Below are 13401 nucleotides of genomic sequence, written 5' to 3' on the forward strand. Positions count from 1 at the left end.
CCTGCTCGTTCTCGGGCTCACATTTTATGTCAGTCTTGTTGACTATCCAAGATCGGAATGATAGCCGATTCTCGATTTTGCGAAACTTCATGCCCTAACCCGGGTGTTTCGCGCAACAATCGAAAATGACAAGGGTAAGGAAACGAAGATGGCGGGCTCCTACGACGATCGGGACGGGCAGATCTGGCTGGACGGGACGATGGTCCCCTGGCGGGATGCGAACGTGCACATCCTGACCCACGCGATGCACTATGCCTCCTCGGTCTTCGAGGGGGAGCGGGCCTATGAGGGCGTGATCTTTGAGAGCCGCAAGCATTCCGAGCGCCTGCACGCCTCGGCCAACATGATCGATTTCGAGATCCCGTGGACGGTGGACGAGATCGAGGCGGCCAAGCAGCAGGTGCTGACCGCCAACGGCTTCACCGACGCCTATGTGCGCGCCGTCGCCTGGCGCGGCTCGGGGGAGGACATGGGGGTCGCGGCCAAGCGCAACCCGGTCCGCCTCGCCATCGCGGCGTGGGAGTGGGGCGCCTACTACGGTGACAGCAAGTTCAAGGGCGCGAAGCTCGACATCTCCAAGTGGAAGCGTCCGAGCCCCGAGACGATCCCGTCCCATGCGAAGGCCGCCGGGCTCTACATGATCTGTACCATGTCGAAGCACACGGCGGAGGCGAAGGGCTGTGCGGACGCCATGATGTTCGACTATCGCGGCTATGTGGCCGAGGCGACGGGGGCCAACATCTTCTTCGTCAAGGATGGCGAGGTGCACACGCCGGACCCGGATTGCTTCCTCAACGGCATCACCCGGCAGACCGTGATCGGCATGCTGAAGGACCGGCAGGTCAAGGTGCACGAGCGGCACATCATGCCAGATGAGCTGGAGGGCTTCGAGCAGTGCTGGCTGACCGGCACGGCGGCTGAGGTCACGCCCGTGGGCCAGATCGGCGACTACAACTTCGAGGTCGGCACGCTCACCCGCGACATTGCCGAGGGCTACGAAAAGCTGGTGCGCGGCAAGGCCTGAGGTGAGCCTGCGCGTCCTCCGCTGGTCACGCGGCGAGCGGGCGCTACACGTCCTGCTGGTCGCGGGGCTCGCGGCGGCGCTGGTGAGCGGGCCGGTTGGCGGGCGACTTCATGCCGTGTTCGGCTGGGCCTTTGTCGTGGTGGTGCTGCGCGTCTGCGCGCGAGCGGCGTTGATCGCCTGGCTCGATCCGCGAAGGCTGCGGCGGAGCGGTCGGGCGGCGGGGCTGGGCCTCTGCATCGTGCTCGCCGCGACGGTGGTTCTGGGCTGGGGGCCCGCGGCGCTGCACCTGCCGGCGGCGGCGCTCCTGGTGCTCTGGACCGCGGTGCACGCGCTCGCCTACCGGCGCGAGCCGATGCGGCGAGCGGCGCTGCGCGGGGAGCCGGTGCCGCTCGACTGGGTGCGGATGCGGCATCCGGGCTCCCTCCCGCCGGGCATGCGCAGGGCGCGGTAAGCCGCCCTCAGGGCGCGAAGAAGCGGAAATCCCCCTCGATCGTCGCGCGGTCGCATTCGCGGTGGGTGAGCGGCTGGGTCTCCGCATGGAACGCGTCGAGATCGCGGAACACTTCAAGGATGCCGCGCATCACCGCGCCGTCGCTGTACCGGCCCGTTGCGTGCAGGGTGTAGACGTAGCCCGAGTCGTGCACGAGCCCGATGCCGAACGTTGCCACGTCGCCCACGAAGCCCCCGTATTTCGTGGTGCCCCAGTTCTCGCTGCTCCTGAAGGCCAGTTCGGGTTCGGCGCCGGGTCGACCGAAGCTGTAGGTGAAGTACTCCGCGAAATAGTCGTCGTGCACCGCACAGATCTCCAACCGGCGGTCCTCCCCCGCGATGTTGCAGGCGAAGACGGTCTGCAACGGCGAGAGACACGCGGCCGAGGCCGGGCTGGCGAGGGCGAGGGCGAGCAGGGTGCGGATCATCTGGCGGCTCCTTTTCGCACCGCCTTAACACGTTCCGGGCCGCGACGTGTGACAGCGCGCCCCGCCAGATCGCGGTTGATTGCGGCGGCCGGGCGCGGAACACTCGGGGCATGGTTGCCACGCCCGCGCCGCTCTCCGCCCTTGCTCACATCCCGGGCCGCCGGGGGCTGCCCTATGTCGGCGTGGCGCTGGAGTTCATCCGCGATCCCTACGCGATGGGCCGCCGGCATACGGAGCGGTTCGGCCCGGTCTTCCGCCAGTACCTGCTGGGCCACTGGACCGTCAGCCTAACCGGGGCGGATGCGGTCGAATACGTGCTGGGCGATCCCGACGGCATGTTCTCTTCCTACGAGGGCTGGCGGCTGTTGCACGAGCTCTTTCCCGGCGGGCTGATGCTGCGCGACGGGGCCGATCACCGGGCGCATCGGCGGGTGATGCAGGCGGCGTTCCGGGCGAGTGCCATGCGCGACTATCTCGACGGAATGAACGGCGGCATTGCCACGCTGCTCGACGGCTGGGGTGGGGAGATGCGGTTCTACCCCGCCATCAAGGATCTGACGCTGAAGCTCGGCGCGGCGGTCTTCATGGGCCTGCCGCTGGAGGGGGAGGAGGCGCAGCGGCTCAACCGGGCCTTCCAGGCGGAGGTGGCGGCGTCGCTGGCGCTGATCCGCGCGCCGGTGCCGGGGCTCGCTTACAAGCGCGGGCTGGATGCGCGGGCCTACCTCACGGGACGCTTCGCCGAGATGATCCCGGAGCGGCGGGCGCGGCCCGGTCCCGACTTCTTCAGCCAGCTCGTCGCCGCGACCGAGGATGGCTGGTCGGAGCAGGACATCGTCGATCATCTGAACTTCCTGATGATGGCCGCGCACGACACCACGACCTCGGCGCTCACCACGATGGTCTGGGCGCTCGCCAACCAGCCGGAGTGGCAGGAGGCGATCCGAGAGGAGATTGCGGGGATCGGTGGCACGACCCTCGACTACGACGACGCGGCGCGGATGGAATTGACGGAACGGGTCTTCAAGGAAGCGCTGCGCTTCATGCCGCCGCTCGCCTTCATTCCGCGACAGGCGGAGCGGGCCTTCACTTGGGCGGGGATGGAGATCCCGGCGGGCGCGCATGTCGGCGTCTCGCCCGGCGCCGTGATGATCAGCGAGGAGTACTGGAGCCACCCCGACCGGTTCGACCCCGACCGCTTCAGTCCGGAGCGGGCGGAGGACCGCAGCCACCGCTTCGCCTGGTGCCCGTTCGGCGGCGGGGCGCACAAGTGCATCGGGATGCATTTCGCGCTGTTGCAGGTGCGGGCCTTCACATTCCAGTTCCTGCGCCGCTTCCGCGTCGAGGCGGTGGCGGGGACCGATGCGGACTGGGCCCGCGTGCCGATCGCGAAACCCAAGAACGGCCTTCCGCTGCGGCTGGTGCCCCTTGGACATTGAGGCGCTGCGAACGGAGCTGCGCACGCTGATCCCGGCGCAAGGGCGGCTCGTCATGGGACTGGTGGGGCCGCCGGCCTCGGGCAAGTCGACGCTGTCCAAGCGGCTTGCGGCGGGGCCGGACGCCGTGGTGCTGCCGATGGACGGCTTTCACCTCGACGACGACATCCTGCGTGCGCGGGGCGACCTGCCGCGCAAGGGGGCGGAGTGGACCTTCGACCGGGCGGGGCTCGCCGCGATGCTCGCCCGGGTGCGCGCAGGCGAGGAGGTCTTCGCCCCCCGCTTCGACCGGTCGATGGAGCTGAGCCGCGCGGGTGCGATCCGCATCGCGCCCGAACACCGCCTCGTCGTCGTGGAGGGCAACTGGCTGAGCCTATGGCCAGAGGTCCGCGAACAGCTCTCCCCCATCTGGCATCTGAACGTCGATGAGGGCGAACTGCGCCGGCGGCTGGAGCAGCGCTGGGCCGCCATGACGCCGGAAGCGCGGCGCGTGAAGATCGAGGAGAACGACCTGCCCAATGCCCGCGCTGTGGCCGCCCTTGCGGACAGGGCGGATCGGGTTGTGCGCTCCGCTTAACACCTCGCCACGGAAACGTCACGCTCGTCTTATTGTTCGGGGGCGCGCGAACCGCTATATTTAGCGATGTGAAGCGGTGCCCGTTGGCCCGCAAGTGCAGGAGGACATCGTTCTGACGGAACGTGTTTCCGCGGTTATGGACGCCGCACCGGGCCGTGCCACCGGGCTCAAGGCACACCAGATCAGCCCCTCCGAGTTGCTGGCGCTGATCCTTTCTTCCCTCGACGATGACAAGGCTGAGGACGTCGTTCCGATTCCGCTCAAGGGCAAGTCGGAGATGGCGGATCACATGGTCGTGGCCTCTGGACGCTCGTCGCGCCAGGTCGCCTCGATGGCCGATCACCTGATCGAGAAGGTGAAGGCCGCGACCGGACAGGCGCCGCGGACCGAGGGGCAGGACACCGGCGACTGGGTGCTCCTGGACGCGGGCGACGTGATCGTGCACCTCTTCCGCCCGGAAGTGCGCGAGTTCTACCAGCTCGAGAAGATGTGGCTCGCCCCCGGCGAGATGCCCGTCACGCACTGATGGTCAGCTCCGCATGCGCGTGACGATTGCCGCCGTCGGGCGGCTGCGGTCCGGGCCGGAGCGGGACATGGTCGAGGACTACCTCACCCGGTACGCGCGCACCGGGCGCGCACTGGGTTTTTCCCCCGCTCAGCTCACCGAAGTGGAAGACCGCAAGGCCGGCGGCATGGCGGCCGAGGCGAAGCTGCTCGCTGCAGCGATCCCCGCGGGCGCCGTGCGGGTGATGCTGGATGAGCGCGGACGGCAGCTCACCTCCCCTGACTTTGCGACGCGCCTGATGGGCTGGGCCGAGGAGGGGCGGCGCGACGTCGCCCTCGTGATCGGCGGGGCGGACGGGATCGCGCCGGAGTTGCGGGAGACGGCTGACCTGAAGGTGAGCTTCGGCGCCATGGTCTGGCCGCATGCGCTGGTGCGCGTGATGCTCGCCGAACAGCTCTATCGCGCCGCGACGATCCTCGCCGGAACGCCCTATCACCGGGTCTGAACCGGCCCCTTCCTTCGATCATCCACTGAACGCGAACGGCCCGTTCTGCATCCGGGGGTAGATCACGCGCGTTTGCGCTCTACCTGTAAGCCGATGTTTACACGTGGCGTGCGCGAGGGGCATTTCAAGTAATTAGTCAAATAAAACTGATTGTGCTCGAAGTGGATACGCAGCGTATCTAAATATGTGTGGCTAAATGCCTGTTATCAGGCGTGTTGTTGCCTCGCGGTTACTCCGAATCTCTCGTGAACATTGCATTCTGTAATGGTGTCGTGATCCGGCACCCCACAGAAAAGGCAATCCCATGAAACGCACCCTCCTACTTGCTGCCAGCGTCGCCGCGCTCACCACCGGCGGTCCGGCTCTGGCTCAGGATACGGCCGCGATGCAGGCGGAGCTCGAAGTGCTTCGGGCCCGGCTCGCCGCGCTCGAGTCCGCCATGGCCGAGACGCAGCAACAGATGATCACCGCGACCCAGGTCGCGCCGGGCACCCGGGGCGACATCACCACCGGGGACACCGGGATCCGGCTCACCGTGTCGGGACAGGTCAACCGCGGCGTGCTCTTCACCGATGACGGGGAGTCCACCGACACGTTCTTCGTCGACAACGACAACTCGTCCACCCGCGTCCGCTTCACCGGCGAGGGCGACCTGAACGAGAGCACCACGGTCGGGACCCTGATCGAGGTGGAGATCGAGTCGAACTCGTCCGCCGAGGTCAGCCAGCTGAACGAGAACACGGGGTCCGAGAGCTTCAGCGATCGGAAGCTGGAGCTCTTCGTCGACAACGATCAGCTCGGCCGTATCGCGCTGGGCCAGGGCGACACGGCGTCGAACGGCACGTCGGAGGTCGACCTGTCGAACACGGACGTGGTCGGCTATTCGGGCGTCTCCGACTTCGCAGGCGGGATCATCTTCCGCGGCGAGGATGGCGAACTGGTCGACGGCGGCGGGGACGACAACCCGGATATCGGGGATACGTTCAGCAACCTCGACGGCTTCAGCCGACAGGACCGGATCCGCTACGACTCGCCGGAGATCGCAGGCTTCCAGGTCTCGACCTCCGCGATCTCGGATGACCGGTATGACGTCGCCCTGCGCTACGGCAACGACTTCGGACCGGTGCGGTTCGAGGGCGCGATCGCCTATGGCAACAATGGCGGCGCGGATGCCGACGATGTGGAGGAGTTCGTGAACGGTTCGTTCTCGGGCCTGCACACGCCGACGGGGCTCAGCCTCACCTTCGCCGCCGGTCAGGGCGAGTTCGAGGGCGATCGTGACGAGAACACCTTCTACTACGTGAAGGGCGGCTGGCAGACCAACGACCTGACGAGCCTCGGCACCACGGCGTTCGCCGTCGACTATTTCGACGGGGAGAACACGGACAGCGAAGGCGACGAGTCCACCACCTACGGCGTCTTCGCCGTGCAGGAGGTCGACCGCGTCGGCACCGAGGTCTTCCTCGGCCTGCGTCAGTTCGAATACGAGGACGACGCGCAGGAGTTCGACGACATCACCGCCGTCATGGCCGGCGCGCGGGTCCGCTTCTGATGGTGCGGGCCCTGGCCGCCACGCTGGTCCTGATGGGGCTGACCGCCTGCGTGCAGGAACGGCCCATCGAGCGGTCGGAGATCGGGACGCCGGGGGAACTGAACCCCGGTCCCGGCCTTCTGTCCGGCGAGGACGGGGAATTCGTGTTCCGGCCCTGAAACAAGGCGGCCGCCCTCACCGGGGGCGGCTGCTATTCGTCCAGCTCGCGCGCCGCGTCCACCAGCATCACCGGGACGCCCTGGTTGATGGGAAAGGCGAGGCCGGCGTTGCGGGAGATCAGCTCGTTCGCCTCGCGGTCATAGACCAGCACGCCGCGCGTGACCGGGCAGACCAGCATTTCCAGAAGCTTGCGATCGACCGGCTCGCTCATTGCAGGGGCGTGTCGTCCTGCGGGCTGGCGCCGCTGCGCAGCGCGAACTCCATCAGCGTGACCAGCGTCTCCCGCCGGGTGGCAAGCGACGGGGCCTCCAGCAGCGCCTGCTTCTCCTCGGGATCGAAGGGACAGAGCATCGAGAGGGAGTTGATGAGCAGTTCTTCGTCTGCCTCGCGCAGGCTGTCCCAGTCCGAGGAAAGCTGCGCGCTCTCGAAGAAGCGGCCGAGCAGTTTGAGGAAGGCGGGGCGGTCGAAGCCCTTGTCCTTTTCCTCGCCACCCAAGTCCCGCTCGAAGCTGGACCAGTCCATGCGGGCGCGGCGGTAGGGGGTGAAGCCCTCGACCTCCTCGACCAGGCGGAAGCGGCTGATGCCGGTGAGCGAGATGATGTAGCGCCCGTCATCGGTTTCGGAGAATTGGGTGACGCGGCCCGCGCAGCCGATGGAGTGGAGCCGCTTGCTCGACCCCTCCGGCCCGTCGGCGGGCTGCACCATGCCGATGAAGCGCTCGGGCGTCTTCAGCGCATCCTCCAACATGGCAAGGTAGCGCGGCTCAAAAAGGTTGAGGGGCAAGCGGGCGCGCGGCAGCAGCAGAGCGCCGCCGAGCGGGAAGATCGGGATGATCTCGGGCAGGTCGGCTGACGTGAACCGGCGCATCACGCGAAGATCATCGAGCTGAGCCGGCGGCGGCCGGACTGTGTGAGCGGGTCCTTCGGCCCCATCGCGTCGAAGAGCTTGAAGAGCTGCTCCTTCGCGGCCGCCTCGTTCCACTCGCGATCGCGGCGGAAGATCTCGAGCAGGCTGTCGATGGCTTCTGCATTCTGGCCCGCGCCGATCTGCGCGGTGGCAAGCTCGTAGCGTTTCTCCAGATCGTCGGGTGCCGCCTCCACGGCGGCGGCGAGGCCAGCGATCTCCCCGGCGGCACCGGCGTTGGCACTGAGCTCGATCTGGGCGCGGACCGCGGCGATCTCGGGCTTGTCCTGCAGCGCCTCGGGCGCGTTGTCGAGGGTCGCCTGCGCCTTTTCCACGTCGCCTGCGGCCATGTACGCGCGGGCGAGACCCGCGATGGCGCGCACATGCTCGGGATCCTCGCCGAGGATCGCGGCGAAGACCTGGGCGGCGTCGGCCACCGCGCCTTCCTCCAGCATCTGCTCGGCCTGCTCCACCGCGTCGTCGAGCCCGCCGGACATGTCGCCGCCCGCGGCCTTCACCACGTTCTCGATGAACGCCTTGATCTGGCTCTGCGGCAGCGCGCCCTGGAAGCCGTCGAGCGGCTGACCCTTGTAGAAGGCATAGACCGTCGGGATCGACTGGATGCGAAGCTGGGCCGCGATCTGCTGGTTCTCGTCCACGTTGATCTTCACGAGCTTCACGGCACCGCGGGCCGCCGTCACCTCCGCCTCGATGGCCGGGGTGAGCTGCTTGCACGGCCCGCACCAGGGCGCCCAGAAATCGACGATCACCGGCACCTCCATGGAGGCGTCGACGACATCGGCCATGAAGGTCGCCTCGCTGGAGTCCTTGATCAGATCGGCGGCGGGTGCGGTGCCAAGTTCGAGCATCGTTTATCTTTCGTCATTCGGGGCGGTGAGTGCCCGTTAAGATACAGCGTTTCGCCTACGCGGCCAGCGCGGCCGCTTCCAGTGCGTCGAAATCGACCGTCTCGGGGGAATGCCCGGTCAGGGCGAAGATGCGCATCAGGTTCGAGGTGGACATGGCCACGGTCGCCTCGTTGTGCAACGGGTGGCAGTTGAGCACGTCGGCCTGCATCATCTGCGCATCGAGGATTACCCGCACGGCCCGATCGGTGTCGTTGAGCACCGCAAGCGGCGTCACGGCACCTGGGCTCACGCCCAGATGCTCCATCAACCGCTCGGCCGACGCGAAGGAGAGCTTGCGCGCCCCGATCGCCTTTTCGAGGTCGCGGATGCGGATCTGCCGGCTTTCCTCGCAGGTGACGAGCACCAGCTCGCCCTTCTTCGACTTGAGGAACATGTTCTTGCAATGGGTGCCGGGCTGCGCACCACGCAGCGCCTGGCTCTCCTCCACCGTGCGGAGCGGCGGGTGCCGGTGGAGCGACACGGGGATGTCGTGCTCGGCCAGGAAGGCCAGGAGATCGGCTTCGGTCCAGGGCATCGGATCCTCCTCGAACACCACCCTAACCCGCCCTCACGCCCGGTGGAACAGGGCGGACATTTTGCCCTTGCAGCCCCCTCGCGAATCCTTATACATCGCCCTCACCCAAGGACGCGGGCGTAGCTCAGGGGTAGAGCGCAACCTTGCCAAGGTTGAAGTCGTGAGTTCGAATCTCATCGCCCGCTCCATTTTCTCTCTCCATCGGAATTGACGCTGGAAACGGCCTCGAACCCCGTTTCACGGGCCGCTCCAGGTGCGTCGGCGCGCCGCGGCCATCGTGCGGGGTCGTCATCGAAGCTTCACTAAACTGAAAAAAATAGTCACACGATCCCCCATAGCGTCCCGCCGAATTCTGGCGGAGGGACGATGCTCCAGATCGATGGACTGACGAAGCGTTTCGGCGGCAATGCAGCCGTGGACAACGTGTCCCTGCGCGTGGACGAAGCCTGCATGATCGGCGTCATCGGGCGTTCGGGTGCGGGCAAGTCGACCCTTCTGCGCATGCTCAACCGGCTGACCGATTCCACCGAAGGACGGATCGTGTTCGAGGGGCAGGACGTGACCGCGCTCAACGGTGCGGCGAAGCGGCGCTGGCAGTCGGACTGCGCGATGATCTTTCAGCAGTTCAACCTCGTGCCGCGGATGGACGTGGTCTCGAACGTGCTGCACGGCACGCTGAACCGCCGCTCGACGCTCGCGACGATGTTCAACCTGTTCCCGAAGGAGGATATCCGGCGGGCGATCGACATCCTCGACCGGCTGGGCATAGCGGAGCAGGCGCCCAAGCGCGCCGAGGCGCTCTCCGGCGGGCAGCAGCAGCGGGTCGCGATCGCGCGGGCGCTGATGCAGGACCCGCGGATCATCCTCGCGGACGAGCCCATCGCCTCGCTCGATCCGATGAACGCGCAGATCGTCATGCAGGCGCTGCGCCGGATCCACGAGGAGGACGGGCGCACCGTCATCTGCAACCTGCACACGCTCGACACCGCACGGCGCTATTGCGACCGGGTGATCGGGATGCGTGCGGGCCGCGTCGTCTTCGACGGCACGCCGGAGTTGCTGACCACCGACATGGCGCGCGAGATCTACGGCGCGGATGAGACGTTCTCGGAGGAGGCGACCTCCACCGAGATCGAGACGCTGGACGGCCGCGAAGGCCGCGAGGCGCTCGCCACCCTCTGACCCATTACCCGTTTCGCCCCGGCCGACAGGGACGGCGGGGCATAACCTCGGAGAGAGACCACCATGAAGAAGATTCTGACGGCCCTTGCGGCCACCACCGTGCTGGCGACCCCCGCGCTGGCGCAGGGGATCGAAGAGTTCAACATCGGCCTGCTGGGCGGTGAGAACGCGCAGGACCGCCTGTCGAACAACGAGTGCCTTCGCGCCTATGCCGAGGAAGCGCTGGGCGTGCCCGTCTCGCTCTTCGCCCCGGCCGACTATAACGGCGTGATGCAGGGCCTTCTGGGCGGCACCATCCAGATGGCCTGGCTCGGCGCGTCCTCCTATGCCGGCGTCTACGTGCAGAACCCCGATGCGGTCGAGCCGGTGCTGGTCAAGACCAACCTCGACGGCTCCTTCTCGTACCATTCCATCGGCTTTGCCCGCGCGGACGCGGCGATCGAGAGCCTGACGGACATGGAAGGCAAGGTATTCGGCTTCGGCGACCCGAACTCCACCTCCGGCTACCTGATCCCGTCCATCGAGATCCCGCAGGAAGCCGACGAGATCACCATGGAGCCCGGCGACTACTTCGGTGACGTCGTGTTCACCGGCGGTCACGAGCAGACCATCGTCGCGGTCGCCAACGGCGATATCGACGCGGGCGTGACCTGGGCCGACGGCCTCGGCGAGTGGGAAGACGGCTACAACTCCGGCGCCCTGCGCCGCGCGGTGGATGCCGGCCTCGTCGACATGAACGACCTCGTCCAGATCTGGATGTCGAAGCCGATCCCGGAAGGCCCGGTCGTGCTCGCACAGGACCTGCCGCAGGACGTCAAGGACACCATGACCGAGCTGGTGCAGAACCTGCACGAGAACGACCCCGACTGCGCCTACGGCGTGGCGGCGGGTGACACCGCGGGCTTCACCCCGATCACCCACGAAGCCTACGAGACGATCATCGAAGTGCGCCGCGCGCGCTCCGAGTAATCGGCACCAGCGGAGCCCCGGCCTGTCCGGGGCTTCGCGCTTTTTTGGGCGGACCCGATGAGCGACACCACCCTGACCGCTGCCACCCCCGGCGGACGCTACGAGAGCTACATGGCCGAGCTGCGCACGCGGCGGCTGTGGAGCACCGTGCTGCTCGCCGTTTTCATCGCGCTGATGGTCGCGGGCTTTCTGACCGCGAACGAGCGCAATGCCGGCGGCTTCTGGGCCGGGATCGGCAACATCTTCGGTTTCCCCGCGGACGTCGTGAACGAGGCCTGGCGCAAGCGGGACGAGCTGCCGGGCTACCTCGTCGAATACTTCCCGTCGCTGGTCGAGACCATCAACATCGCCGCCGCCTCGACCCTTATCGGCGCAATCTTCGGAGCGATTTTCGCGTTCCTCTCGACACGCGGGCTGGCGCTCTACCCGCGGCTGATCCCGCTCTTCCGCCGCTTCCTCGATTTCCTCCGCGCAGTCCCGGACATCGTGATCGCGCTGATCCTGATCTTCATCCTCGGCGGCGGCCCGGTGCCTGCGATGATCGCCATCGCGCTGCATTCCGTGGGCGCGCTGGGCAAGCTCTTCTCCGAAGTGGCGGAGAATGCGAGCCTCGGCCCGGTCGAGGGACTGCAATCGACCGGTGCGAACTGGACCCAGCGCATGTGGCTGGGCGTGATCCCGCAGGTCGCCCCGAACTTCCTGAGCTACGCGCTGTTGCGCTTCGAGATCAACGTGCGGGCCTCAGCCATCCTCGGCTTCGTCGGCGCGGGCGGCATCGGGTATGACCTGCGCAACACGATCTCCTGGGGGCAGGGGCAGTTCGACAAGGCGGCCGCGATCTTCATCCTGTTGTTCCTCACCATCGTGGTGATCGACCAGATCTCCAGCCATTTCCGCAACCGACTGGTGCATGGAGACGCGCGATGAGTGCCGAGGCCCTGAGCACCGACGACCGCTACGCGACCGCCGACCGGCTGTTCCGCCGCAAGCGGATCATGTCCTTCGGCCTTCCGGCCGCGATCCTCGCCTACTGCATCTACATCTTCGTCGCCTTCGACATGGCGGAGGTCTTCTCGGATGCGAACGGGGAGAACGGGCGCACCCTCGTCCGCGACACCTACAGCTACAAGGTGCACGTGACGCGCGACAACCGCTCCGGCGAGGTCGGTGTCGCCATCGAGGGCGAGCGCAAGGGCCGCTATCCGCAGGGCGAGGGGCCGGACTGGGTCGATCTGGGCGACGAGACGGTGATCGACCTCGGCGACGGTCACATCATCACCTACGGGCCGGAGGTCGTGACCTACGACATCCCGGGCTACGGCCTCATCACCGCGCAGCCGGGACGGCAGGGCGCGCAGGCGACATTCCCGACGGAGGAACTGCCGGAGTGGATCAACGCCTCCCGCAACCGCGTCGCGATCACGACGGAAGCGGGGCGGCTGACCATCACCCGCAACCGGACCGAGGTCTTCCGCTATTTCGGCGGATGGGAGCTCTTCTTCTTCACCCTCGACAGCCCCTATCACGGGCTGAGCTGGGGCGAGCTTGGCAGCCGCGCGTTCTCAGGCGAGGCGGGTGCCATCCTCGACGATTTCTGGACCAACGACATGTGGCGCCACGCCGATGTCGCCTGGGCCATCGGGGAGACGATCCTGATGGCGTTCCTCGGCACCATGGGGGCCGCGATCTTCGCCCTGCCGCTGGCGTTCCTGGCGGCGAAGAACTTCGCGCCATTGGGGGCTGCGCGCTTCTTCGTGCGTCGGGTCTTCGACTTCCTGCGCGGGGTGGACGGGCTGATCTGGACCATCGTCCTCTCCCGCGCCTTCGGCCCCGGTCCGCTGACCGGAACGCTCGCGATCCTGTTGACCGACACGGGCTCCTTCGGCAAGCTCTTCTCCGAGGCGCTGGAGAACGTCGACGGCAAGCAGATCGAGGGTATCCGCTCGACCGGCGCGAAGCCGCTGCAACGCTACCGCTTCGGCGTCATCCCGCAGATCACCCCGGTCCTGATGAGCCAGATCCTCTATTTCCTGGAGTCCAACACCCGTTCGGCCACCATCATCGGCGCGATCACCGGGGGCGGCATCGGGCTGTTGCTCACCCAGGCCATCATCACGCAGAAGGACTGGGAGGAGGTGACCTACTACATCGTCCTCATCGTCCTGATGGTGATGCTGATGGATACCGTCTCCGGCTGGCTGCGGCAGCGGCTGATCCGCGGCAAGGGCTGAC

Annotated in this window: 17 protein-coding genes and 1 tRNA gene; 13 read left to right on the plus strand and 5 right to left on the minus strand. The window is 67.1% G+C overall.

The features are described from left to right. Nucleotides 1-148: 148 nt before the first annotated feature. The gene (locus I0K15_RS12105; RefSeq protein WP_196101771.1) at nucleotides 149-1024 is read left to right on the plus strand and encodes a branched-chain amino acid aminotransferase; all 876 of its coding nucleotides are present in this window, start codon (nucleotides 149-151) and stop codon (nucleotides 1022-1024) included. 1 nt (nucleotide 1025) lies between these two features. Beyond that, nucleotides 1026-1475 carry a hypothetical protein gene (locus I0K15_RS12110; protein ID WP_196101772.1) on the plus strand — a complete coding sequence of 150 codons (450 nt, stop codon included), beginning with the start codon at nucleotides 1026-1028 and terminating at the stop codon, nucleotides 1473-1475. A gap of 7 nt (nucleotides 1476-1482) precedes the next feature. Here I0K15_RS12110 and I0K15_RS21050 read toward each other — a convergent pair whose 3' ends face one another. Further along, nucleotides 1483-1941, minus strand: coding sequence for a hypothetical protein (locus I0K15_RS21050; RefSeq protein WP_230374101.1), 459 nt, complete (start codon nucleotides 1939-1941; stop codon nucleotides 1483-1485). 110 nt (nucleotides 1942-2051) lie between these two features. Between I0K15_RS21050 and I0K15_RS12115 the strand changes: the two genes are divergently transcribed. The 6 genes from I0K15_RS12115 (at nucleotide 2052) to I0K15_RS12140 (ending at nucleotide 6671) form a co-directional block, all read left to right on the plus strand. Beyond that, nucleotides 2052-3377, plus strand: coding sequence for a cytochrome P450 (locus I0K15_RS12115; RefSeq protein ID WP_230374102.1), 1326 nt, complete (start codon nucleotides 2052-2054; stop codon nucleotides 3375-3377). After that, entirely contained in the window at nucleotides 3367-3951 is a 585-nt protein-coding gene (locus I0K15_RS12120) for a nucleoside/nucleotide kinase family protein (protein WP_196101773.1), read from the plus strand. The genes I0K15_RS12115 and I0K15_RS12120 overlap by 11 nt, the downstream gene beginning before the upstream one ends. Nucleotides 3952-4087: 136 nt before the next feature. Next, nucleotides 4088-4477: a ribosome silencing factor gene (gene rsfS / locus I0K15_RS12125; protein ID WP_196105460.1), complete on the plus strand. Its 390-nt coding sequence runs from the start codon at nucleotides 4088-4090 to the stop codon at nucleotides 4475-4477. Between the two features lie 13 nt (nucleotides 4478-4490). Then, entirely contained in the window at nucleotides 4491-4961 is a 471-nt protein-coding gene (rlmH, locus tag I0K15_RS12130; RefSeq protein WP_196101774.1) for a 23S rRNA (pseudouridine(1915)-N(3))-methyltransferase RlmH, read from the plus strand. A gap of 304 nt (nucleotides 4962-5265) precedes the next feature. Then, complete coding sequence (locus tag I0K15_RS12135; protein ID WP_196101775.1) at nucleotides 5266-6513, plus strand: porin; 1248 nt, start codon at nucleotides 5266-5268, stop codon at nucleotides 6511-6513. After that, nucleotides 6513-6671 carry a hypothetical protein gene (locus I0K15_RS12140; RefSeq protein WP_196101776.1) on the plus strand — a complete coding sequence of 53 codons (159 nt, stop codon included), beginning with the start codon at nucleotides 6513-6515 and terminating at the stop codon, nucleotides 6669-6671. The genes I0K15_RS12135 and I0K15_RS12140 overlap by 1 nt, the downstream gene beginning before the upstream one ends. Nucleotides 6672-6703: 32 nt before the next feature. Here I0K15_RS12140 and I0K15_RS12145 read toward each other — a convergent pair whose 3' ends face one another. Genes I0K15_RS12145 through I0K15_RS12160 form a run of 4 tightly spaced genes read right to left on the minus strand, consistent with a single transcriptional unit; the run spans nucleotide 6704 to nucleotide 9018 of the window. Beyond that, the gene (locus I0K15_RS12145) at nucleotides 6704-6883 is read right to left on the minus strand and encodes a Trm112 family protein (protein WP_196101777.1); all 180 of its coding nucleotides are present in this window, start codon (nucleotides 6881-6883) and stop codon (nucleotides 6704-6706) included. Further along, nucleotides 6880-7539: an LON peptidase substrate-binding domain-containing protein gene (locus I0K15_RS12150; RefSeq protein WP_196101778.1), complete on the minus strand. Its 660-nt coding sequence runs from the start codon at nucleotides 7537-7539 to the stop codon at nucleotides 6880-6882. The genes I0K15_RS12145 and I0K15_RS12150 overlap by 4 nt, the downstream gene beginning before the upstream one ends. After that, complete coding sequence (gene trxA, locus I0K15_RS12155) at nucleotides 7539-8444, minus strand: thioredoxin (RefSeq protein WP_196101779.1); 906 nt, start codon at nucleotides 8442-8444, stop codon at nucleotides 7539-7541. Before trxA ends, I0K15_RS12150 begins: the two co-directional genes overlap by 1 nt. 55 nt (nucleotides 8445-8499) lie before the next feature. After that, on the minus strand, nucleotides 8500-9018 hold the full coding sequence (locus tag I0K15_RS12160) for a prolyl-tRNA synthetase associated domain-containing protein (RefSeq protein ID WP_196101780.1): 519 nt from the start codon (nucleotides 9016-9018) through the stop codon (nucleotides 8500-8502). A gap of 113 nt (nucleotides 9019-9131) precedes the next feature. On the opposite strand from I0K15_RS12160, the gene I0K15_RS12165 reads away from it, so the two are divergent. From I0K15_RS12165 to phnE (I0K15_RS12185), 5 genes are all read left to right on the plus strand, one after another. Continuing rightward, a tRNA-Gly gene (locus I0K15_RS12165) sits at nucleotides 9132-9206 on the plus strand. A 178-nt stretch (nucleotides 9207-9384) separates the two neighbouring features. Next, complete coding sequence (gene phnC, locus I0K15_RS12170; protein WP_196101781.1) at nucleotides 9385-10200, plus strand: phosphonate ABC transporter ATP-binding protein; 816 nt, start codon at nucleotides 9385-9387, stop codon at nucleotides 10198-10200. Nucleotides 10201-10263: 63 nt separating this feature from the next. Beyond that, the gene (gene phnD, locus I0K15_RS12175) at nucleotides 10264-11169 is read left to right on the plus strand and encodes a phosphonate ABC transporter substrate-binding protein (protein WP_196101782.1); all 906 of its coding nucleotides are present in this window, start codon (nucleotides 10264-10266) and stop codon (nucleotides 11167-11169) included. Nucleotides 11170-11226: 57 nt separating this feature from the next. Next, nucleotides 11227-12096 (plus strand): phosphonate ABC transporter, permease protein PhnE, encoded by an 870-nt coding sequence (gene phnE / locus I0K15_RS12180; RefSeq protein WP_196101783.1) that lies wholly within the window; start codon nucleotides 11227-11229, stop codon nucleotides 12094-12096. Beyond that, nucleotides 12093-13400 (plus strand): phosphonate ABC transporter, permease protein PhnE, encoded by a 1308-nt coding sequence (phnE, locus tag I0K15_RS12185; RefSeq protein ID WP_196101784.1) that lies wholly within the window; start codon nucleotides 12093-12095, stop codon nucleotides 13398-13400. The genes phnE (I0K15_RS12180) and phnE (I0K15_RS12185) overlap by 4 nt, the downstream gene beginning before the upstream one ends. The last annotated feature ends 1 nt before the right edge of the window (nucleotide 13401 follow it).

Source organism: Pontivivens ytuae (assembly GCF_015679265.1).
GTDB classification, from domain to species: domain Bacteria; phylum Pseudomonadota; class Alphaproteobacteria; order Rhodobacterales; family Rhodobacteraceae; genus Pontivivens; species Pontivivens ytuae.

What these genes read in the sequence shown, in the direction of transcription:
- I0K15_RS12105 (WP_196101771.1), top strand. Translation starts at nt 149, where the DNA reads ATGGCGGGCTCCTACGACGATCGGGACGGGCAGATCTGGCTGGACGGG.
- I0K15_RS21050 (WP_230374101.1), bottom strand. Translation starts at nt 1,941, where the DNA reads ATGATCCGCACCCTGCTCGCCCTCGCCCTCGCCAGCCCGGCCTCGGCC.
- I0K15_RS12115 (WP_230374102.1), top strand. Translation starts at nt 2,052, where the DNA reads ATGGTTGCCACGCCCGCGCCGCTCTCCGCCCTTGCTCACATCCCGGGC.
- rsfS (WP_196105460.1), top strand. Translation starts at nt 4,088, where the DNA reads ATGGACGCCGCACCGGGCCGTGCCACCGGGCTCAAGGCACACCAGATC.
- rlmH (WP_196101774.1), top strand. Translation starts at nt 4,491, where the DNA reads ATGCGCGTGACGATTGCCGCCGTCGGGCGGCTGCGGTCCGGGCCGGAG.
- I0K15_RS12135 (WP_196101775.1), top strand. Translation starts at nt 5,266, where the DNA reads ATGAAACGCACCCTCCTACTTGCTGCCAGCGTCGCCGCGCTCACCACC.
- I0K15_RS12140 (WP_196101776.1), top strand. Translation starts at nt 6,513, where the DNA reads ATGGTGCGGGCCCTGGCCGCCACGCTGGTCCTGATGGGGCTGACCGCC.
- I0K15_RS12145 (WP_196101777.1), bottom strand. Translation starts at nt 6,883, where the DNA reads ATGAGCGAGCCGGTCGATCGCAAGCTTCTGGAAATGCTGGTCTGCCCG.
- I0K15_RS12150 (WP_196101778.1), bottom strand. Translation starts at nt 7,539, where the DNA reads ATGCGCCGGTTCACGTCAGCCGACCTGCCCGAGATCATCCCGATCTTC.
- trxA (WP_196101779.1), bottom strand. Translation starts at nt 8,444, where the DNA reads ATGCTCGAACTTGGCACCGCACCCGCCGCCGATCTGATCAAGGACTCC.
- I0K15_RS12160 (WP_196101780.1), bottom strand. Translation starts at nt 9,018, where the DNA reads ATGCCCTGGACCGAAGCCGATCTCCTGGCCTTCCTGGCCGAGCACGAC.
- phnC (WP_196101781.1), top strand. Translation starts at nt 9,385, where the DNA reads ATGCTCCAGATCGATGGACTGACGAAGCGTTTCGGCGGCAATGCAGCC.
- phnD (WP_196101782.1), top strand. Translation starts at nt 10,264, where the DNA reads ATGAAGAAGATTCTGACGGCCCTTGCGGCCACCACCGTGCTGGCGACC.
- phnE (WP_196101783.1), top strand. Translation starts at nt 11,227, where the DNA reads ATGAGCGACACCACCCTGACCGCTGCCACCCCCGGCGGACGCTACGAG.
- phnE (WP_196101784.1), top strand. Translation starts at nt 12,093, where the DNA reads ATGAGTGCCGAGGCCCTGAGCACCGACGACCGCTACGCGACCGCCGAC.